General features: G+C 62.4%; 22 protein-coding genes. 9 read left to right on the forward strand and 13 right to left on the reverse strand.

The features are described 5' to 3' along the window. Positions 1 to 42: 42 nt before the first annotated feature. Positions 43 to 513: a hypothetical protein gene (locus tag ABIE52_RS25510; protein ID WP_054781331.1), complete on the reverse strand. Its 471-nt coding sequence runs from the start codon at positions 511 to 513 to the stop codon at positions 43 to 45. A gap of 77 nt (positions 514 to 590) precedes the next feature. On the opposite strand from ABIE52_RS25510, the gene lexA reads away from it, so the two are divergent. Continuing rightward, positions 591 to 1280, forward strand: a complete 690-nt coding sequence (gene lexA, locus ABIE52_RS25515) for a transcriptional repressor LexA (protein WP_192712350.1) — start codon at positions 591 to 593, stop codon at positions 1278 to 1280. Positions 1281 to 1293: 13 nt separating this feature from the next. On the opposite strand, the gene ABIE52_RS25520 is transcribed toward lexA, so the two are convergent. Genes ABIE52_RS25520 through ABIE52_RS25535 form a run of 4 tightly spaced genes read right to left on the reverse strand, consistent with a single transcriptional unit; the run spans position 1294 to position 4650 of the window. Then, complete coding sequence (locus ABIE52_RS25520; RefSeq protein ID WP_007729736.1) at positions 1294 to 1707, reverse strand: (R)-mandelonitrile lyase; 414 nt, start codon at positions 1705 to 1707, stop codon at positions 1294 to 1296. A gap of 29 nt (positions 1708 to 1736) precedes the next feature. Next, positions 1737 to 2123: a DUF2255 family protein gene (locus ABIE52_RS25525; protein ID WP_007729735.1), complete on the reverse strand. Its 387-nt coding sequence runs from the start codon at positions 2121 to 2123 to the stop codon at positions 1737 to 1739. Then, positions 2098 to 3570, reverse strand: coding sequence for an MFS transporter (locus ABIE52_RS25530; RefSeq protein WP_192712164.1), 1473 nt, complete (start codon positions 3568 to 3570; stop codon positions 2098 to 2100). The genes ABIE52_RS25525 and ABIE52_RS25530 overlap by 26 nt, the downstream gene beginning before the upstream one ends. Positions 3571 to 3612: 42 nt before the next feature. Beyond that, entirely contained in the window at positions 3613 to 4650 is a 1038-nt protein-coding gene (locus ABIE52_RS25535; RefSeq protein WP_030536486.1) for a zinc-dependent alcohol dehydrogenase family protein, read from the reverse strand. A 167-nt stretch (positions 4651 to 4817) separates the two neighbouring features. On the opposite strand from ABIE52_RS25535, the gene ABIE52_RS25540 reads away from it, so the two are divergent. Further along, the gene (locus tag ABIE52_RS25540) at positions 4818 to 5702 is read left to right on the forward strand and encodes a helix-turn-helix transcriptional regulator (RefSeq protein WP_007729733.1); all 885 of its coding nucleotides are present in this window, start codon (positions 4818 to 4820) and stop codon (positions 5700 to 5702) included. Positions 5703 to 5729: 27 nt separating this feature from the next. Here the strand turns inward: ABIE52_RS25540 and ABIE52_RS25545 are convergent, their stop codons facing one another. From ABIE52_RS25545 to ABIE52_RS25565, 5 genes are all read right to left on the reverse strand, one after another. Then, on the reverse strand, positions 5730 to 6872 hold the full coding sequence (locus ABIE52_RS25545; protein WP_007729732.1) for a GGDEF domain-containing protein: 1143 nt from the start codon (positions 6870 to 6872) through the stop codon (positions 5730 to 5732). A gap of 118 nt (positions 6873 to 6990) precedes the next feature. Beyond that, positions 6991 to 7455 (reverse strand): RrF2 family transcriptional regulator, encoded by a 465-nt coding sequence (locus tag ABIE52_RS25550; protein WP_039973110.1) that lies wholly within the window; start codon positions 7453 to 7455, stop codon positions 6991 to 6993. A gap of 62 nt (positions 7456 to 7517) precedes the next feature. Beyond that, entirely contained in the window at positions 7518 to 8267 is a 750-nt protein-coding gene (locus ABIE52_RS25555) for an SDR family oxidoreductase (protein WP_007729730.1), read from the reverse strand. 74 nt (positions 8268 to 8341) lie between these two features. After that, positions 8342 to 9190 (reverse strand): LLM class F420-dependent oxidoreductase, encoded by an 849-nt coding sequence (locus ABIE52_RS25560; protein WP_030536489.1) that lies wholly within the window; start codon positions 9188 to 9190, stop codon positions 8342 to 8344. 44 nt (positions 9191 to 9234) lie between these two features. Continuing rightward, positions 9235 to 9555, reverse strand: a complete 321-nt coding sequence (locus ABIE52_RS25565; protein ID WP_007729728.1) for a GYD domain-containing protein — start codon at positions 9553 to 9555, stop codon at positions 9235 to 9237. An 81-nt stretch (positions 9556 to 9636) separates the two neighbouring features. Here ABIE52_RS25565 and ABIE52_RS25570 point away from each other — a divergent pair, with 81 nt between their 5' ends. The 4 genes from ABIE52_RS25570 to ABIE52_RS25585 all read left to right on the forward strand — a co-directional run bounded on the left by ABIE52_RS25570 (position 9637) and on the right by ABIE52_RS25585 (position 11748). Continuing rightward, positions 9637 to 9819 (forward strand): hypothetical protein, encoded by a 183-nt coding sequence (locus tag ABIE52_RS25570; RefSeq protein WP_192712165.1) that lies wholly within the window; start codon positions 9637 to 9639, stop codon positions 9817 to 9819. Between the two features lie 44 nt (positions 9820 to 9863). Then, positions 9864 to 10679 carry a DUF72 domain-containing protein gene (locus ABIE52_RS25575; protein WP_030536491.1) on the forward strand — a complete coding sequence of 272 codons (816 nt, stop codon included), beginning with the start codon at positions 9864 to 9866 and terminating at the stop codon, positions 10677 to 10679. A gap of 70 nt (positions 10680 to 10749) precedes the next feature. After that, positions 10750 to 11259, forward strand: coding sequence for a hypothetical protein (locus ABIE52_RS25580; RefSeq protein WP_003940463.1), 510 nt, complete (start codon positions 10750 to 10752; stop codon positions 11257 to 11259). A 33-nt stretch (positions 11260 to 11292) separates the two neighbouring features. Further along, on the forward strand, positions 11293 to 11748 hold the full coding sequence (locus ABIE52_RS25585) for a PPOX class F420-dependent oxidoreductase (RefSeq protein ID WP_050656047.1): 456 nt from the start codon (positions 11293 to 11295) through the stop codon (positions 11746 to 11748). A 2-nt stretch (positions 11749 to 11750) separates the two neighbouring features. On the opposite strand, the gene ABIE52_RS25590 is transcribed toward ABIE52_RS25585, so the two are convergent. After that, positions 11751 to 12194: a winged helix-turn-helix transcriptional regulator gene (locus ABIE52_RS25590; RefSeq protein WP_075834550.1), complete on the reverse strand. Its 444-nt coding sequence runs from the start codon at positions 12192 to 12194 to the stop codon at positions 11751 to 11753. A gap of 117 nt (positions 12195 to 12311) precedes the next feature. On the opposite strand from ABIE52_RS25590, the gene ABIE52_RS25595 reads away from it, so the two are divergent. Next, entirely contained in the window at positions 12312 to 12716 is a 405-nt protein-coding gene (locus ABIE52_RS25595) for a PaaI family thioesterase (protein WP_192712166.1), read from the forward strand. Between the two features lies 1 nt (position 12717). On the opposite strand, the gene ABIE52_RS25600 is transcribed toward ABIE52_RS25595, so the two are convergent. Continuing rightward, positions 12718 to 13233: a MarR family winged helix-turn-helix transcriptional regulator gene (locus ABIE52_RS25600; protein WP_003940222.1), complete on the reverse strand. Its 516-nt coding sequence runs from the start codon at positions 13231 to 13233 to the stop codon at positions 12718 to 12720. A 58-nt stretch (positions 13234 to 13291) separates the two neighbouring features. On the opposite strand from ABIE52_RS25600, the gene ABIE52_RS25605 reads away from it, so the two are divergent. After that, positions 13292 to 14725: an FUSC family protein gene (locus ABIE52_RS25605; RefSeq protein ID WP_192712167.1), complete on the forward strand. Its 1434-nt coding sequence runs from the start codon at positions 13292 to 13294 to the stop codon at positions 14723 to 14725. 75 nt (positions 14726 to 14800) lie between these two features. Next, complete coding sequence (locus tag ABIE52_RS25610; protein ID WP_030536496.1) at positions 14801 to 15400, forward strand: TetR/AcrR family transcriptional regulator; 600 nt, start codon at positions 14801 to 14803, stop codon at positions 15398 to 15400. Between the two features lie 21 nt (positions 15401 to 15421). Here the strand turns inward: ABIE52_RS25610 and ABIE52_RS25615 are convergent, their stop codons facing one another. Further along, positions 15422 to 15862, reverse strand: coding sequence for a VOC family protein (locus tag ABIE52_RS25615; protein WP_007729713.1), 441 nt, complete (start codon positions 15860 to 15862; stop codon positions 15422 to 15424). Between the last annotated feature and the right edge of the window lie 149 nt (positions 15863 to 16011).

Below are 16011 nucleotides of genomic sequence, written 5' to 3' on the forward strand. Positions count from 1 at the left end.
CGTCGGAGAATGTGCTGGAGATGTTGCGTCGACGTACCCGCGTCACGGGGTTTGCGATCGGTGAGTTCGCTTCCGTAATCGTCGGTTGTGCACCACCACGGGAAGAACATAGGTAGCGACCATGATCACGGCGAGCAGTCCGAGATAGAGATATGGCCAGGTCCATCCCGCTGCTCGTATGGCCAGCAACGATCCGCCCATGATCAAGGGCATCCCGGCCCCGGCGAGCAGGTCGACGTCACGGGGCGAGACGGGTGGGGTTCCGAGCAGAGGTACGCGGCTGCACGAGTTTTCTCTGATCGTGCGCATCACTGACATGCAGTAGAGGGCGGCGCCGGCGATCGCGATCGCCGCGCCAAGTGCAACTTCGACGACGCCGGTTCTCGCGGACATCAATGCGTAGGCAAACACACCCACCGTTCCCAAAGTGACCGGTGCCGACTTCCAGATCGGCGTCGACTTATGGGTGTCGGCGGGAACACTGACCGGGCGCATCGGTTCGAGAGGCTCCATCAGCTCAGCGTGCCATGCGCCGCTCGGGAAACAAACTGCCTGTGCCGTTTCTGGCAGACTCCGACTGCCTGGCCTGGATGTCGGGACCCCTCACTACGATTCTCATCGTGACCGATTACGACGATCTCGACATGTTCGGTGGCCTCGACGCCTCCTCCCTGCCGCTCCGCCAGCAGCAGATTCTGATGACCATCCGGGATCTCGTGGCTGCCAACGGGTGCACGCCGAGCACACGGCAGATCGGAGACGCGGTTGGTCTGCGCTCGACGTCGACGGTGTCCAAGCACCTCAAGAGTCTCGAAGAGAAGGGCTTCCTCCGTAGGGGAGCGGCCATGGCTCGGCAGTTGGACGTGCGGCCGTTCCTCGTAGGCGCGAAGGAACGGTCGTCGTCGAACACCGTGACGGTTCCGGTCGTCGGTGACATCGCGGCCGGCGCGCCGATCCTCGCGGAGGAGCACGCCGACGAGGTGCTTGCGCTTCCTCGCGAGCTCGTCGGCTCCGGCACGGTGTTCGGACTTCGGGTGCGTGGTGAGTCGATGGTCGACGCAGCGATCTGTGACGGTGACGTCGTCGTGGTGCGCCGCCAGGACGAAGCTCATTCCGGTGAGATCGTCGCCGCGATGATCGACGGCGAGGCCACGGTGAAGGTGCTCCGGCGTCGCGACGGTCACGTGTACCTCGAGCCTCGCAATCCCGCATACAGCGTCATCGACGGCGATCGCGCGGTCATCCTGGGCAAAGTTGTTTCCGTGATGCGCCGTATCTGAGAGGTGTCCGGTCTCAACGACGTTTGGCGCGGGGACCGCCGTATTCCTCATCGGTGACTTTGTCGCCCCATGTAGTTTCGGTGCCTCCGTCGCCGGGTCCTTCCCACAGTGCGAGGTGGCTCATGAAACGGTCGGGTGCCGCGCCGTGCCAGTGTTCCTCTCCCGCTGGGGTGTAGACGGTCTCACCCGGGTGGACTTCGACGATCTCGCCGCCGCGAGCTTGAACCAGCGCGGTACCGGAGACGATGTGGAGGGTCTGTCCGACTGCATGGGAGTGCCAGTCGGTTCGCGCGCACGGTGCAAAGCGAACCATGTTGGCGCGCATCCTCGACGGCTCCTGGCCGGCGTAGATGACGTCCCACCAGACGTCGCCGGTGAACCAGTCGCTGGGTGCTTTGCTGGTGGGCTGGGGCTTCAAGATTTCCATGAGGTCTCCTCGGAATCGAAAGGGGCGGTTCAGTTCTGCGTCAGCGGAACAAGTCGAATGGTGTTGGGTGCGGCGGCGCGGCCGGTGACGGAGCCGACGATCTGCGGGCCGTAGCGGTCGTACTTGGTGTGATAGGCGGAGTCGATCGACGAGTGGGCATCCGGTGCGGCGGACTCGAACGCCACGTCCCGCTCGATTCCTCCTGCTCGGATTCGGCCCGTTCCACTTGCCGTTGCTCGGACGAACCACGGGTTGTCGGTTCCGTAGGCCGAGCGAACGTACAGTTGGTTGTCGGTACGGACAACCCAAATCGTGACGTACGGCCTTGCGGTTCCGTCTCGGCGGTACGAGGAGACCTGCAACTCCTCGGCGTCGCCGATCTTGGTCAGTTCAGCCTCGGTCCACGAGTGCGACATCTCGGCTTCCTTTCTCCTGGTCGAATTGCTTTGCGGTACTTCGCGTTCTCGTAGCCGGGACGATCAGTGCGAGGACGATGACGAGACAAGCGGCGAGCAGGGCGGTGCCTGCGGTGAGAGCCGTTGATACGTGATCGGTGAGTGCCGTTGTAGCGTCGTCGGCAGAGGATCCGGCGCCCGCGGAGACTGCGACGAGGATGCCGAGTCCGAGAGCACTGCCCAGTTGATGTGCAGTGTTGACCAATCCTGATGCGGCACCGGCATCCTCGGCCTGTACCCCGGAGATGCCGGCAGAAGTCAGTGGGGCGAAAGCCAACCCCTGTCCGGCGCCGATCAAGATTATCGGAAGTGCTATCGCAGTGAGGTACGTGCTGCCGGGATGGACCAGACTGAGCCACGCCATCCCGGCTAGGGTGACGGCAATGCCAACCGACAGAATTGCGGAATTTCCGAATCGCGGTGTCAGTCGCGGAATAAGCATCGCCACAGCAAAATTGACGATCGTCATCGGGAAGAAGGCGATGCCTGCTTGGAACGCGCTGAAGCCCATGACGCCTTGGAGTAGCTGAGTCGTGAAGTAGAAGAATCCGATCATGGCACCCAGATAGAGCATTCGGGCGGCGTACGCCCCGGATCGCTCCCGGCTACGGAACAACCTCAGTGGCATGATCGGCTGCTCCGCTCTCGCTTCGTTGAGGAAGAGCAAGGTCAGTAGTATCGCCCCGGCCGCCAGTGTCGCAACGGTGATCGGTGAGGTCCACCCCGCTTCGGCCGAGTTGACGGTGCCGAAGACGAGCGCGGTCATCCCGAGTGTGGCGAGAACAGCGCCGGCCACATCGAAACGTCCGGAGTTGGGCTCGGTTTCCGGAATGAACCGGGGAGCGAGAGCGATCATCGCGATACCGATCGGAACGTTGATGAAAAAGCCTGCGCGCCAAGACACCCAGTCGGCAAGGGCGCCGCCGATCACGAGTCCGAGGCTGGCGCCTATTCCCGCAGCAGCGCCGTACCAGGCAACAGCGCGCGTTCGCTCCGGGCCGGGCGGGAAACTGGCGGTCAGCAGTGACAGCGACGCCGGGGCGACCACTGCTGCTCCGACGCCTTGGAGAGCGCGCGCTGCGATGAGCCACCAACCGTTCGGAGCGACCCCGACGAGAAACGACGCAATCGCGAAAATCGCGAGACCGGCCACGAATACGCGACGACGGCCGAAGATGTCCCCGAGACGAGCACCCAGCAGGAGAAGCCCGCCGAACACCAGGGTGTAGGCGTCCTGGACCCAGGACAGCCCGGTTGCCGAGTAACCCATGCTGCTTTGGATGCTGGGTAGCCCGGTGAAGATGATCGAATTGTCGAGCAGGATCATGAAATAGCTGATCAGAATGATCGCCAGGATCGCGGTGGGATTGATGCGACCGGCAACAGGACGGGTGGCAATGTGGGTCACGCGCATCTTCTTCGCAAGTGGTGGACTTTCGCAAGTGGTGGACTACGGGCGGACGAGGACCTTCAACGATTCACGGGAGTCCATGGCTCGGTAGCCTTCCGCTACGTCGTCGAGTCCGACGGTGTGGTCGAAGACCTTGCCCGGCTCGATCTTTCCATCGAGCACATCCGGCATCAGCTCTTCGATGTACGCGCGCACCGGGGCCGGTCCACCGGTGAGTGTGATGTTGGGTCCGAAGAGTGTCCCGAATCCGATTGGAGCTTCTTCGTATTGGGGTACTCCGACTCGGCTGATGACGCCGCCCGGTCGGACAACTCCGAGCGACTGCTCGTAGGCAGGCATGTGACCTACCGCTTCGAGGACGACATGAGTGCCGTCGCCTCCGGTCAGTTCGCGGACTTTCTCGATGCCCTCGTCTCCACGTTCGGCAACCACGTCGGTGGCTCCGAACTCGAGACCGAGATCCGTGCGGGTCTTGTGGCGCCCCATGAGGATGATGCGCTCGGCGCCGAGGCGTTTGGCGGAGAGCACTGCCATCAGCCCCACGGCTCCATCGCCGATGACCGTGACCGTCGTGCGTTGGTTGACGCCACCCTTGACCGCCGCGTGATAGCCGGTGCCGAAGACGTCGGAGAGTGTGAGCAGTGACGGTAGGAGTTCGGAATCCTCACCGACCGGCGCCTTGACCAGGGTGCCGTCTGCCAACGGCACTCGGATGGCCTCTGCCTGACCGCCTCCGATCCCGTTTCCGGCCCAGAATCCACCGTGTCGGCAAGACGTCTGCAAGCCTTCGCGGCAGAAGTCGCACGTCCCGTCGGACCAGGCGAAGGGGGCGATGACGAAGTCGCCCTTCTTCAACGTGGACACCTCGCGACCGGTCTCTTCCACCACTCCGACAAATTCGTGGCCCATCGGGGAGCCACCGGGCGTGGCCGGCATGTTGTGGTAAGGGTGCAGGTCAGAGCCGCAAACGCACGCCCTGACGACCCGCACGATCGCGTCCGTCGGCTGCTGCAGTGCCGGATCGGGCACGGTCTCGACTCGAACGTCTCCGGCGCCGTACATGATGGTTGCTCGCATGGTGTCCCCTCTTGCTTCTGGTGTCGCGTGCTTCGAAGTCGACGTTTCGGCGTGGACCGGTCGACTGCAATCAGTCAACGCCACGCCTCGCGGGCGCGGGAGTGTCTGTTGTTCCAGGTAACGGCAGTACCTCCCTCGGTCTTCTCCGCTCGAGTAACGTGAACTGCATGGACAACCGAGCCGAGATCCGCGAATTCCTCAGCTCCCGTCGTGCTCGCATCACACCCGAGCAGGCAGGGCTGCCGGCCTACGGCGGAAACCGTCGCGTCAAGGGGTTGCGCCGTGAGGAAGTCGCTCTGCTCGCCGGTGTGAGCATCGACTACTACGTGCGCATGGAACGCGGAAATCTGGCGGGAGCGTCGGACTCGGTGCTCGAAAGCCTTTCCCGAGCACTGCAACTCGACGAAGCCGAAACTGCCCACTTGTACGACCTCGCGAAGGCGGCCAGTGCAGGCGCACCGAGTAGAAAGCGGCCCGCCCCCAAGGGCGTGAGCCCGGCGATTCAGCAGATACTCGACGCCATCACCGACGCACCGGCGTGGGTACGTAATGCCAGGCACGACATGCTGGCGGCCAATCGTATGGCGCGCGCGTTGTATTCGCCGGTGTTGGCCGATCCACGTAGGCCGGCGAACAACGCCCGGTTCGTGTACCTGGACCCGGCATCGCAGGACTTCTTCGTGGATTGGGAGCGCGCGGCAGACGACATCGCCGCGATGCTCCGCTCGGAAGCGGGGCGCAATCCCCATGACAAGGCGCTGACCGAGCTCATCGGTGAACTTGCCACTCGCAGTGAGGTATTCCGCACCCGGTGGGCGAAACACAATGTGCGCTTTCATCGGACGGGATTCAAGAAGGTTCGTCACCCCGTCGTCGGAGACCTGGAGCTGAACTTCGAGGCGATGGAACTGCCGTCCAATCCCGGGCTGACACTGCTGGTCTACACCGCGGCGCCCGGGACGCCCACGGCTGACGCACTCAAACTCTTGGCGAGTTGGGCGGCAACCCAGGATCAGCTGGATCCGGCGAACGACAGCGAAGCGGCGCTCTGAATTCGATCGGCAGGTAGTCGTGCCGATTCAGCTTAGATGCGTTACTGCCCAAGCTACCTGGTCTCCACCTCGTCGTTTCGCCCGATACATCGCGTTGTCAGCATCGGCAAGAATCCGATCGATGGTTCCCGAAGCGTCCGGGATTGTCGAGGACAGCCACACGCTGGCTCCGACGCTCACGGAAATCGACTGCCGGCCGGCGGGCCGCGATATCGAATTGTGAATGTCCACCACGGTTTGTTCGATGCGACGTGGCTCCACGGGCATGAGAATCACGAACTCGTCGCCGCCAGTCCGCGCCACCAGCCCGACCTCTCCGACCACCGAGTTCAGGCGCCGGCCGACTGTCACCAGCATCCGATCGCCTTCCGCGTGACCCAGTTTGTCGTTGACGCTCTTGAACGAATCGACATCGATCACCACCGCAAGGACTACGTGTCCTTGGAGTTCGCCGACACCGAACAACTGTTGCCAGACATTGTGCAGCCCACGTCGATTCAGGGCAGCGGTGAGTGGATCACGCCAAGAGTGTCGTGCGTCGTCGGTCAAATACAGGACGAGGAAATGCACGGTCATCGAGGCTGAAGCGATAACACACCCGATGACGAATCCAGTGGACACCGACAGCGAAGAGTCGGTATCCGGATCGGTTACAGCTCGAATTGTCAGTAGCGCAACGACGAACAGCGCACCGGTGATCTGTGCGGTGACTATTCGAGGGCTGTGGAATACCGACGAATAGTTCGCGACGACCACGAACAGAACGGTGCCGGTCAATGCCAGGAAGCTCGAATGGATTCCGGCGAGAAGTATCAAGGACAAGCAGATATTGGTGAGCGAAACGAAACGAACGGATTGATGGTGACTCGGCCAAGACCGACCGAGTGACCAGCGAATCATGCAGTAGAGCGCGATCATGCATGCTGCGCCCGCCGCGAGCCGTTCAGGGAGCTCGGTTGCGCCACCCTTCACGAATTGAGCCAGTACGGCGAGTGCCACGAACACAGCACACCAAAAGGTGACGACCACCCTGGCTGTCCCCAACATCGATCGAGCAGCCAGGAACCTCGGGAACCATTCGCCGTCGTACGCAAGAGACCACCAGCGACTCAACAGTCCCGTTGTTTGACGAATGTTCTGCCCCAACCCCGCAGCGCCACTGACTCCCATGAAACCCCCTCCGAGATCTTGCGAAAATTCCCGGAAGATTCTTCGTCAAGATTTGATCCCCGAACAAGGTACCCGATAGTTGAACGATGGATTGCCGTCTCGTGGGGTGTGGGCTGCTCTAGGGTGTGATCGGTGTGGTCAGGATCTTTCTGAGTGCCGGAAGGTCCAGGGTTGCAGCAAGATCTGCAATAGTGACCCCCGACAGTGATGCGCGCCAGGCTTTTTCGGCGTCGGCCATGACCTTGGCGATTCCGCAGGCGGAACGGCACTGTTCCGGTGGGGCGGCGAGGATTCCTTGCTGTCGAATCTCCGTGCACCGGAACGCAGGTTCGGTGCCGTCAACGGCCTGTACGACGTCGAGAACGGTGATCTTCTCGGGAGCCCGGGTGAGAACGTACCCGCCGTCTCGGCCCTCGGTCGGATTGACCAGACCGGCGTGCGCGAGCGCTCGCAGATGCTTCGCCAGGTATGTCTTCGACACCCCGTGAAGTTCGGCGAGTCTGGCTGTGGGTACCGGCCCTTCGGACTGGCTCAGAACCACGCAGCAGTGGAGTGACCACTCCACGCCTCCGGAAAGCTTCATGATTGGACTCTATCGATGCCGCGGAAAGCGGTGCGGGCCGGACGTCGCTCGAGTTGTCGACGTCAGGCCTTCTCGGCAAGCCACGCGTCGTATGTTGTCGGCGCGATCCATGCATCTGCACCGGGTGTCGGGGTCAGTGCCGAGTTGTCGAGTTTCGCGCCGAAGTAGCCGGCTTCGGGATCGGAGATAACCGAACGCTTGTCGCCGGTGACGAGGAACAAGCGCCGGACCAGTTCGTCGATGCCCAGCGGTTCGGGTCCGGCAATCTCGACCGTGCCGTTTTGCGGCGCGCCGATCACTACCTCGGCGACGTGGGACACGACGTCTCTAGACGCGATGGGTTGCAGATGTCCCGGCGTTGCGTGGACGGCGCCGTCGGTGGTTCCCGCGTCGGCGATTCCGGCGACGAACTCGAAGAATTGGGTCGATCGGACGATCGTGTAGGGGGTCGGGCCCGCTTTGACCAGGTCTTCCTGGGCGACCTTGGCTCGCATGTACCCGGAATCGGGCAGTCGATCGGCACCCACGATGGACAGTATGACGTGGTGCCCGACGCCTGCCTTCTCTTCCGCGGCGAGGATGTGGCCGGTTCCGTCGCGGAAGAAGGCCAAGACGTCGTCGTCCGACCACGACGGGGAATTGGTCAGATCCACGACGACGTCGGCACCCTCGACTGCCTCGGCGATACCTGCGCCGGTGGTGATGTCGATCCCGTCGCCGCGACCGAGCGCCTTCACGTCGTGCCCGGCGTCAGCGAGCTTGGCGGCGACCTGGCTTCCGATGAGTCCGCTTCCGAAAATGACGATCTTCATGTTTTCTCCTTTACTTGGATAAGTCGTGTCCAAGTATACTCGGACACTACTTATCCAAGTCAAGGGTTGCCCGGTCAGTCGAAGAGTTCGGCGGCCAGTGCTTCGTAGGTCGCGATCGGATCACCTTCGGCGGGAAGTGCTTGGATCGCAACGTGATCGGCACCCGCCGCGACATGCTCCCGAAGTCGATCCGCGATGGACTTCGCGGTACCCCGCGCAACCAGGGCGTCGATGACGCGATCGTTCCCCTCGTTGGCCAACTCTTCGGGCGCAAAACCGAGGCGCTCGAGATTGCTCGTGTAGTTGCGCAGATACAGATACGGGTTGGCGACGGCGGGGCGACCGATTGCTCTGGCCTTCTCCGGATCGGTTTCCAGGACAACCTTGTGCTCGGGGGCCAGGATCTTCGAAGGGCCGAGGATTTCGCGAGCTTCGGCCGTGTGTTCGGGGGTGGTCAGGTACGGATGCGCGCCGGCGGCGCGAGCGGCGGACAGTTTCAACACCTTCGGCCCCAGTGCGGCGAGGACGCGCCGCGATTCCGGGACCTGGGCCGCGTCGAGTTCGTCGAGGTACGACACGAGTGAGGCGTACGGCTTGGTGTAGTCGCCGGTCGCCTCCGGATGTCCGACGCCTACGCCGAGCAGGAATCGCCCCGGGTGCGCGGCTTCGAGTCGGTGATAGGACTCCGCCACCTCAGCCGCAGGTGAGGACCAGATGTTGACGATTCCGGTTGCCACGGTGATGTGCTCGGTCGCGTCGAGAAGTTTCTCGGCGATCCGTAGATCGGCGCGTGGGGAGCCGCCGATCCAGATGGTGCCGAAACCGAGTTTCTCGATCGCAGTTCCCAGCTCGGGCGGCAAACCAGCCGCTCCTCGCCAGATTCCGTAGGTGCCCAGGTCAGGTGTTTTCGTAGTCTCCGTCACAGCGGGTGCAACTCGGCTGCTGCCGGGATCTATTCCTTCCGTCGTCATTTGCCCGGCGCGCGGTAGTCGGTCGGTCGCTTGACTGCCTCGTCGATCTGCTCCGGCGTGAGCAGTGTGATCGACTCCGAGCGTGCTGCACCTGCCGCAGCCGTGCGAATGCTCAATGCGGCTGCCGCGACGTCGTCCGGCAGGTTGCCGATCACGAACATGTCGTGACCGCCCAGTGCGAAGTGGCAGGATTCGACAGTGCCACCGATGCTTTCGACCATTCGCGTTATCGCGTCGCGCCGCGCAGTGCCTCCCTCCTGCTGCAGACCGGCGGCGCCGGAGGGTGAGTACGTCACTTGCCAGAGGTATTTCGGCATTTCCACTCCTAGCTCGGGATGGGTACTTCGATCGTGTACCCGTAGGGCGCTCGGTGGCAATGGGTAGGGGACAATCACGGCATGGTTGGAACTCCGGTGATCGTGACTATCGTGTCCGTGTGTGTAGGTTTTGTGATCTTCATTCTCGCTGCCAGTGGTGCACGCGGAAAGTGGGACCGTCGCCTCGTGATCGCGTTGTTCATCGGTGCGGTGGTGTGCCTGACCGTCGTACCGGTATCCGTCGCGCTCAGCGCCGGAGTTTGAAACACGGAGTGCCAAAACGCTCGAGTGCCGCTTAGTCTGAATCGATGGCAGATATTCGGGTAGGTATCTCCGGGTGGACGTATCCCGCGTGGCGCGGAGATTTCTATCCGAAAGGTCTTGCTCACCGCAAAGAATTGTCTTATGCCGCAGAGAGATTGACGTCGATCGAGATCAACGGCTCGTTCTACGCGCTGCAGAAGCCGGAAAGCTACACCAAATGGCGCAGCGAAACTCCCGAAGATTTCGTGTTCGCGATCAAGGGCGGCCGGTACATCACACACATGAAACGGCTGCTCGACGCCCGTGACGGACTCGCCAACTTCTTTGCCGCCGGAACGCTCGCCCTCGGCCCCAAGCTCGGGCCGATTCTGTGGCAACTACCTCCGACGCTGCAGTTCGAATCGCAGCGATTGGCCGACTTCTTCGACGGTCTTCCCCGTACCACTCAGGCTGCAGCCGATCTGGCAGCACAGCACGACGACAAACTCACCGAAGACCGAGTGTTCGCCCAGACCGAGAGGGACGTGCCGATTCGCTACGCGGTGGAAGCGCGGCACGCCAGCTTCGAGACCGACGAAGCCGTGGACCTGATGCGCGAGCACTCCATCGGTTTTGTCGTCGCAGACACAGCCGGCAGGTATCCCCGCATCACCACTCCTACTGCCGATTTTGTCTATGTGCGGATGCACGGGGACAAGGAACTGTATGCGAGTGGGTACACCGACGAAGCTCTGGACAAGTGGTCCAAGCGCTTTCGGGATTGGATGGACGAGGGCCTCGACGTGTACGTCTACTTCGACAACGACATGAAAGGCTTTGCGCCGCACAACGCAATGTCCTTGTTGGAGCGGCTGCGCTGACGGATCGCCTGGCCTGTCGGTGGGATGTGGAAGGCTTCCGCATGAACACGAGGACCGAGGAGATACCACGATGACGCCAGAACAGCGGACGCCAGAACAGAGCTGGCCGACGCATTGGCCGAAGGTCGCCCGTGACATCGCCGATGCCACGGCCGACGCACTCGCCGCGGTGCGAGCGGCAAATCGTGACGGACTACTCGTGGCTGTCGAGGAACTGCGCGGGCTCTCGTTCGAGCAGGTCAGCTCGGTTCACGCGGCGATCGTGCGCGAATTGCTCGAGGACACGCATCCGGACGGCTTGTCCAGCGAGGACGTGCAGGATGCGCTCACCGCCTGCGCCAAGTCCACGATCGTGTGGCTGCCGGATCTGGACGTGCAGGCGCTCGCTGCGGTCTACACCGGGGCGCTCGGGATTTCGGATCTGGAAGACGATTCGTTCCGCATCGGGCACGGCGCGTACCTGCGTTCGGCGGTTCTGGTCATCGGGAGTTTGTCGACCGGAGTGAAGAAAGCTCAGAGCGCGTACATTATTCGTGCAATCGACGAAATCGCACGTGCTCAGACCATCGAGATGCCCTGAGCGTCAGTTCGTAAATCGAATTAGGCTGAGGTCATGTCCAAGATCGCCAGCGCAGATCGTGTGTCGTTTGCCGAACTCCTCGAGTTCATCAGGCCGCGCCATCGGGCCACGTTCGTCACGGTGAAGAGATCCGGCGAGCTGCAGATCTCTCCGGTGACGTGCGGGGTCGACGACGAGGGTCGGATCGTCATCTCCACGTACCCGGAACGGGCCAAGGCCGCGAATGTCCGCCGCACCCCGGCGGTGTCTCTGTGTATCCACTCCGACGAGTGGAATGGCCCGTACGTCCAGGTGAACGGAACCGCGGAGTTGATCGACCTCCCGGACTCGGTGGAACCGTTGGTCGACTACTACCGATCCATCGCCGGTGATCATCCGGACTGGGACGAGTACCGCGAAGCCATGCGCAAGCAGGGTAAGAGCCTGATCCGCGTCACCGTCGACTCCTGGGGTCCGATCGCAACAGGCGGGTTTCCGCCCGGACGCTGACGCTATCGAGTAGGCGGCGAGAGTTCGACTACATGCGCGTCTTTGGCGGCCAGCGGCTCTTTGCAGTGCGCGCACACAACTTGGGCGTGCAGGATCTCACCGCAACGGTGTTCGACGACGGTTGGCGGTGGACCCGTCGTCGCAAAGGCGTCCCCCCATTCCATGAGCGCCATCAGAATGGGATAGAGCGCCTTCCCTGATTCGGTGGCGACGTATTCGTAGCGCGGTGGATGGTCTTCGTAGCGTCGCTTCGTGAGGACGTCGGCGTCGACAAGGGTGCGTAGACGCGCGGCGAGGATGTCGCGGCTCGCACCCGTGCCCGCGGCGATCTCGTCGAACCGTCGTTGCCCGAGGGCGATTTCTCTGAGCACCAACAGTGACCACTTCTCGCCGACGACCTCCAAGGCGTTGGCGATGGAGCAGTTGCGTCCTTTTGTCGCCGTCATCTCTGGGCCCCTGTTAGTTGGAAATGTTAGTTGGGAATTCCAACTTAGCACTTGACGGCATGTATTCGAGGGCGGAAGGTAGGTCGAGAAATCCAACGGAGCAGATGAGGGGTCGTCATGACGGAATTGAATCTCGAGGCAGCAAGCGGATTTGTCAGCGCTGCCGGATTGCAACTGGACGAGATGTCCGGCACGAAGGTTGTCGGGCACATCGATCTGTCCGAGGAGCATCACACGCCGTGGGGCGTAGTCCACGGCGGTGTCTACACGACCGCCGTCGAGTCCGCCGCGAGCATCGGGGCCAGCACTGCAGTGGCGGACCGTGGCGAATTTGCCGTCGGAGTGCACAACGGAACGGATTTCCTGCGGGCGCGTACGGGTGGGCGCGTGGACGTCGTGGCTGTGCCGATACAGCAGGGACGCGTTCAGCAGTTGTGGTCGGTGGTCATCACCGATCCGGAATCGGGGAAAGAGGTGGCGCGCGGTCAGGTGCGCTTGCAGAACGTGCCGCTGCCGAAGTAGGTCAGTCCCAGATCCCCGAGTCGATGTTGAGTGAGATGCGTTTGAGCAGTGCCGTCAGTTGGGCACGTTCGTCCTCGTCGAGTCCGGTGAGTACTTGACGGTCTCGCTCGACGCGTCGGGGAAACTCTGCCTCGACCAATGCGCGACCGGCATCGGTGAGTTGAAGCAGAACCACCCGCCCGTCGTGTTCGAAACGTTGACGCTCGACAAAGCCCAGCTTGGCCAGGCGGTCTGCGTGTTTTGTGGTGGCGGCGCCGCTGACCATCGTGACGGCGGTGACCTCGCTCGCCCGCAGGGGACGGTCACTGCGAGCGAGTGCGCTCATCACGTCGAATTCGGCTCGAGAGACCCCGCTGGACGCCAGCGCCCGGTCGAGCTGGTGAAGAGACTGCGCGTTGATGCGGGCGATCCGGCCCATCACTTCGACGGGAGCAGTGTCGAACTCGGGGTAGGCGCGCTTCCATTCGCGACGGACTTTGTCGATGAAGTCGTCTTCGGATCTGTTCGCCGCGCCCATGGCCCCATCTTAGCGACAGATTTCACATTACTTCACAAGTAATTTACTAGTGAAATAAATGTATGCTGGGTGGGTGCCTCGAACCGAAACCGCAGCCAGGACGCCCAGCCGTCTCACTCATTCGAGTGAGGCCATTGCACATACCGTCTCCGGGGCGACGTGGCGAGCGGCTTTTCGTATCGGATCCGCGGACGCGACCATCGCCCCGGCGATCAGAGTCGGACTCGCCACCGCCGTAGTCCTCGTGGTCGGCGGACTGCTCGGGCATCGGGAATTGGCCGGCTTCGCGGCCTTGGGTGCGCTGTGTGCCGCGTTCGGCAGGTACGAGCCGTATCCACGGTTGGCCGGCAAGCTGGCAATGGTGGGTGCTGCACTGGTGGTTTCGATTGCCTTCGGCGGCGCCATGGGTGTCGCGGGCGTTCCGATGTGGTTGCAGATCGGCATTCTCTCTTTGCTTGCGGGTGCGTCGTACTGCTTCATGTCGGGCTTCCGGATCACCGGACCAGGGCCCGTCATCCTCGTCTTCGCGGCGACCGGTGCAGCCGGATATGCCTCCAGCGTTGATGATTTGGCGCGGTTGGTCACTGCCGGTGCGCTCGGAGTTCTGGTCGGTTGGGCGGCCGCGATGCTCCCAGCGCTCGTACTGCCGATGGGACCTGCCCGCCTGGCAGTTGCCCGTGCAGTTTCTGCGGTGGGGCGTCTCGAACAGTCCGGCGCAGACGGAGTGGAACCGGCGCTCGGATCGATTGCCAACGCCCGCTTGGTTATTGCGTCGAGTGGCCGGATCAAGTCGACCGTCGATCACGGACGCGAACTGGTGGCGGTGCTCGACGAAGCAGAAGCGGCAGTTCAGGAGTGGCAGTTGCACGGCGACGCCACCCTGATTCGCAACATTGCTCGGCACGAGAAGGAGCTTCGGAAGCTCAAGCGTTCCAGCATGATCGAACACGATCTCGCACCGGCAAAGAACCTGGCCGCGCCCGAAGGCTATTTTCTCGAAGGATTGAATCGGCTGTATTCGCGCCCGGTGCGGATGAATGCTCTCCGCATCGTGGCAGCGTCGGCTCTGGCCGGTTGGCTCGCGGCGGGAGCCGGGTTGGAGCATCCGCTCTGGGCGTCGATGGGTGCCATCGCCGCGATGCAGGGGCTGAACTACAAGCAGACCGTCCAGCGTGGGATTCAGCGGTTGGTGGGAAATGTCGGTGGCGCCGTCGTCGCTGCTGCTCTCATCGCATTGACGCTCGGCTACTGGCAAGCGGTTGCCGTGGTCGTGATTCTGCAGACTGCTGCTGAGCTGCTCGTGATCAAGAACTATGCACTGACATCACTGGCCGTCACCCCGATGGCACTGCTCCTCATCGGTTTCAGTGCTCCGATCGGGACCGAAGCGGCAGTGGCTCGCGTCGCGGACACTCTCATCGGCGTGGTGATCGGAGTTGTCGTCGCCGCTGTGACGATCAGTCGATCGGATCGCCACCACGTCACCGTGTAACCGGTTCTGCCGTGTTTCCGGTTCTGCTGTGTTTCCAGTACTGCTGTGTTTCCGGTACTGCGTAGGCTCCTGCAGGTGGAGGACAGCACGCCGGTCGACGGCCGGAAACTGCGTTACCAGCATCGCCGTGCCGAATTGCTCGAGCAGGTAACCGCGTACGTCACGGCGAACGGCGTCGGTGAACTGTCCATGCGGCCATTGGCCAAGGATCTGGGGATCAGTCATGCGACACTCATCCATCATTTCGGTTCGAAGGAACAACTGCTCACTGAAGTAGTTGCCACCCTGCGAGACAGCTCTTCTCTCGACATCTCTTCCGGGACCGACATCGTCGAGATGTTGACGAGTTACTGGAATGGGCGCACATCAGCGGAATCGTTGCCGAACTTTCGCTTGATGTTCGAGATCTACGGACAGGCGTTGTTGCATCCGGAGCGGTATCGCGAGTTTCTCGACCATGTGGTGGGGGACTGGTTGGGTGGTTTGGCGGAAGCTGCGCTCGCACACGGATGTCCACCCGATCGCGCTGATCGCTACGCGACGATCGTGTTGGCGCAGATTCGCGGGTTGACGCTCGATCTGGTGACCACCGGTGACCGCGTCAGAATCGACGCGGCGTTCGCCGAATTCGCGGCCGCGATGGGCGCTCTGGCCAGCTCCTGGAAGGCGATCTGACGCTCCGAATGCCGTGACGCTTCAGGCGATCTGCTCGAACAGGGACACGATGATCCCTTCAGGCCCCCGGACGTAGGCCATGCGCACGCTGTTCTCGTACTCGCCGATCCCGCCGATGAGTCCGTAACCGTCCGCAGCCACCGCGTCGACCGCAACCTGGAGATCGCCCACCTCGAAAGACACGTTGCGTATCCCGATCTCGTTGGCCATCGGAGCAGGCGATCCGGGTACGTGCTCGGGCGTGACGAAGGACGAGAGCTCGAGCCGTGATCCTTCGCCCGGCGGGCGCAGCATGGCGATTTCGCACTTGGCTCCAGGGATACCGCAGACGGTTTCCACGAACTCACCCTCCACGGATCCGGTGCCCTCCACCTCGAGACCCAGACCGACGAAGAATGCCGTCGCTGATTCGAGGTCCGCGACGGTGATGCCGATGTGGTCGAAACGCTGTACGTGTGCCATGGACACATCCTCCTACTGTTTTTTCGTGCGGTTCGATGCTAGGTCGGAGTTGGGGCCGGAATCTCGACATATACCTTTCACGAAGCTGCAAGATTTTGCTTGACCGATCGGTTAAACAAAATCTACGATAACGTCCAACGAGGTCGCCC

This window comes from Rhodococcus sp. OAS809, from assembly GCF_040546695.1.
GTDB classification, from domain to species: Bacteria; Actinomycetota; Actinomycetes; order Mycobacteriales; family Mycobacteriaceae; genus Rhodococcus_F; species Rhodococcus_F qingshengii.

Bases quoted from the DNA above. Each gene is read 5' to 3' on its own strand.
- ABIE52_RS25570 (WP_192712165.1), top strand. From the start codon at position 9,637: ATGGTTGGAACTCCGGTGATCGTGACTATCGTGTCCGTGTGTGTAGGT.
- ABIE52_RS25580 (WP_003940463.1), top strand. From the start codon at position 10,750: ATGACGCCAGAACAGCGGACGCCAGAACAGAGCTGGCCGACGCATTGG.
- ABIE52_RS25575 (WP_030536491.1), top strand. From the start codon at position 9,864: ATGGCAGATATTCGGGTAGGTATCTCCGGGTGGACGTATCCCGCGTGG.
- ABIE52_RS25545 (WP_007729732.1), bottom strand. From the start codon at position 6,872: ATGGGAGTCAGTGGCGCTGCGGGGTTGGGGCAGAACATTCGTCAAACA.
- ABIE52_RS25520 (WP_007729736.1), bottom strand. From the start codon at position 1,707: ATGGAAATCTTGAAGCCCCAGCCCACCAGCAAAGCACCCAGCGACTGG.
- ABIE52_RS25565 (WP_007729728.1), bottom strand. From the start codon at position 9,555: ATGCCGAAATACCTCTGGCAAGTGACGTACTCACCCTCCGGCGCCGCC.
- ABIE52_RS25590 (WP_075834550.1), bottom strand. From the start codon at position 12,194: ATGACGGCGACAAAAGGACGCAACTGCTCCATCGCCAACGCCTTGGAG.
- lexA (WP_192712350.1), top strand. From the start codon at position 591: ATGTCGGGACCCCTCACTACGATTCTCATCGTGACCGATTACGACGAT.
- ABIE52_RS25555 (WP_007729730.1), bottom strand. From the start codon at position 8,267: ATGAAGATCGTCATTTTCGGAAGCGGACTCATCGGAAGCCAGGTCGCC.
- ABIE52_RS25535 (WP_030536486.1), bottom strand. From the start codon at position 4,650: ATGCGAGCAACCATCATGTACGGCGCCGGAGACGTTCGAGTCGAGACC.
- ABIE52_RS25550 (WP_039973110.1), bottom strand. From the start codon at position 7,455: ATGAAGCTTTCCGGAGGCGTGGAGTGGTCACTCCACTGCTGCGTGGTT.
- ABIE52_RS25510 (WP_054781331.1), bottom strand. From the start codon at position 513: ATGGAGCCTCTCGAACCGATGCGCCCGGTCAGTGTTCCCGCCGACACC.
- ABIE52_RS25540 (WP_007729733.1), top strand. From the start codon at position 4,818: ATGGACAACCGAGCCGAGATCCGCGAATTCCTCAGCTCCCGTCGTGCT.
- ABIE52_RS25600 (WP_003940222.1), bottom strand. From the start codon at position 13,233: ATGGGCGCGGCGAACAGATCCGAAGACGACTTCATCGACAAAGTCCGT.
- ABIE52_RS25605 (WP_192712167.1), top strand. From the start codon at position 13,292: ATGTATGCTGGGTGGGTGCCTCGAACCGAAACCGCAGCCAGGACGCCC.
- ABIE52_RS25525 (WP_007729735.1), bottom strand. From the start codon at position 2,123: ATGTCGCACTCGTGGACCGAGGCTGAACTGACCAAGATCGGCGACGCC.
- ABIE52_RS25615 (WP_007729713.1), bottom strand. From the start codon at position 15,862: ATGGCACACGTACAGCGTTTCGACCACATCGGCATCACCGTCGCGGAC.
- ABIE52_RS25595 (WP_192712166.1), top strand. From the start codon at position 12,312: ATGACGGAATTGAATCTCGAGGCAGCAAGCGGATTTGTCAGCGCTGCC.
- ABIE52_RS25585 (WP_050656047.1), top strand. From the start codon at position 11,293: ATGTCCAAGATCGCCAGCGCAGATCGTGTGTCGTTTGCCGAACTCCTC.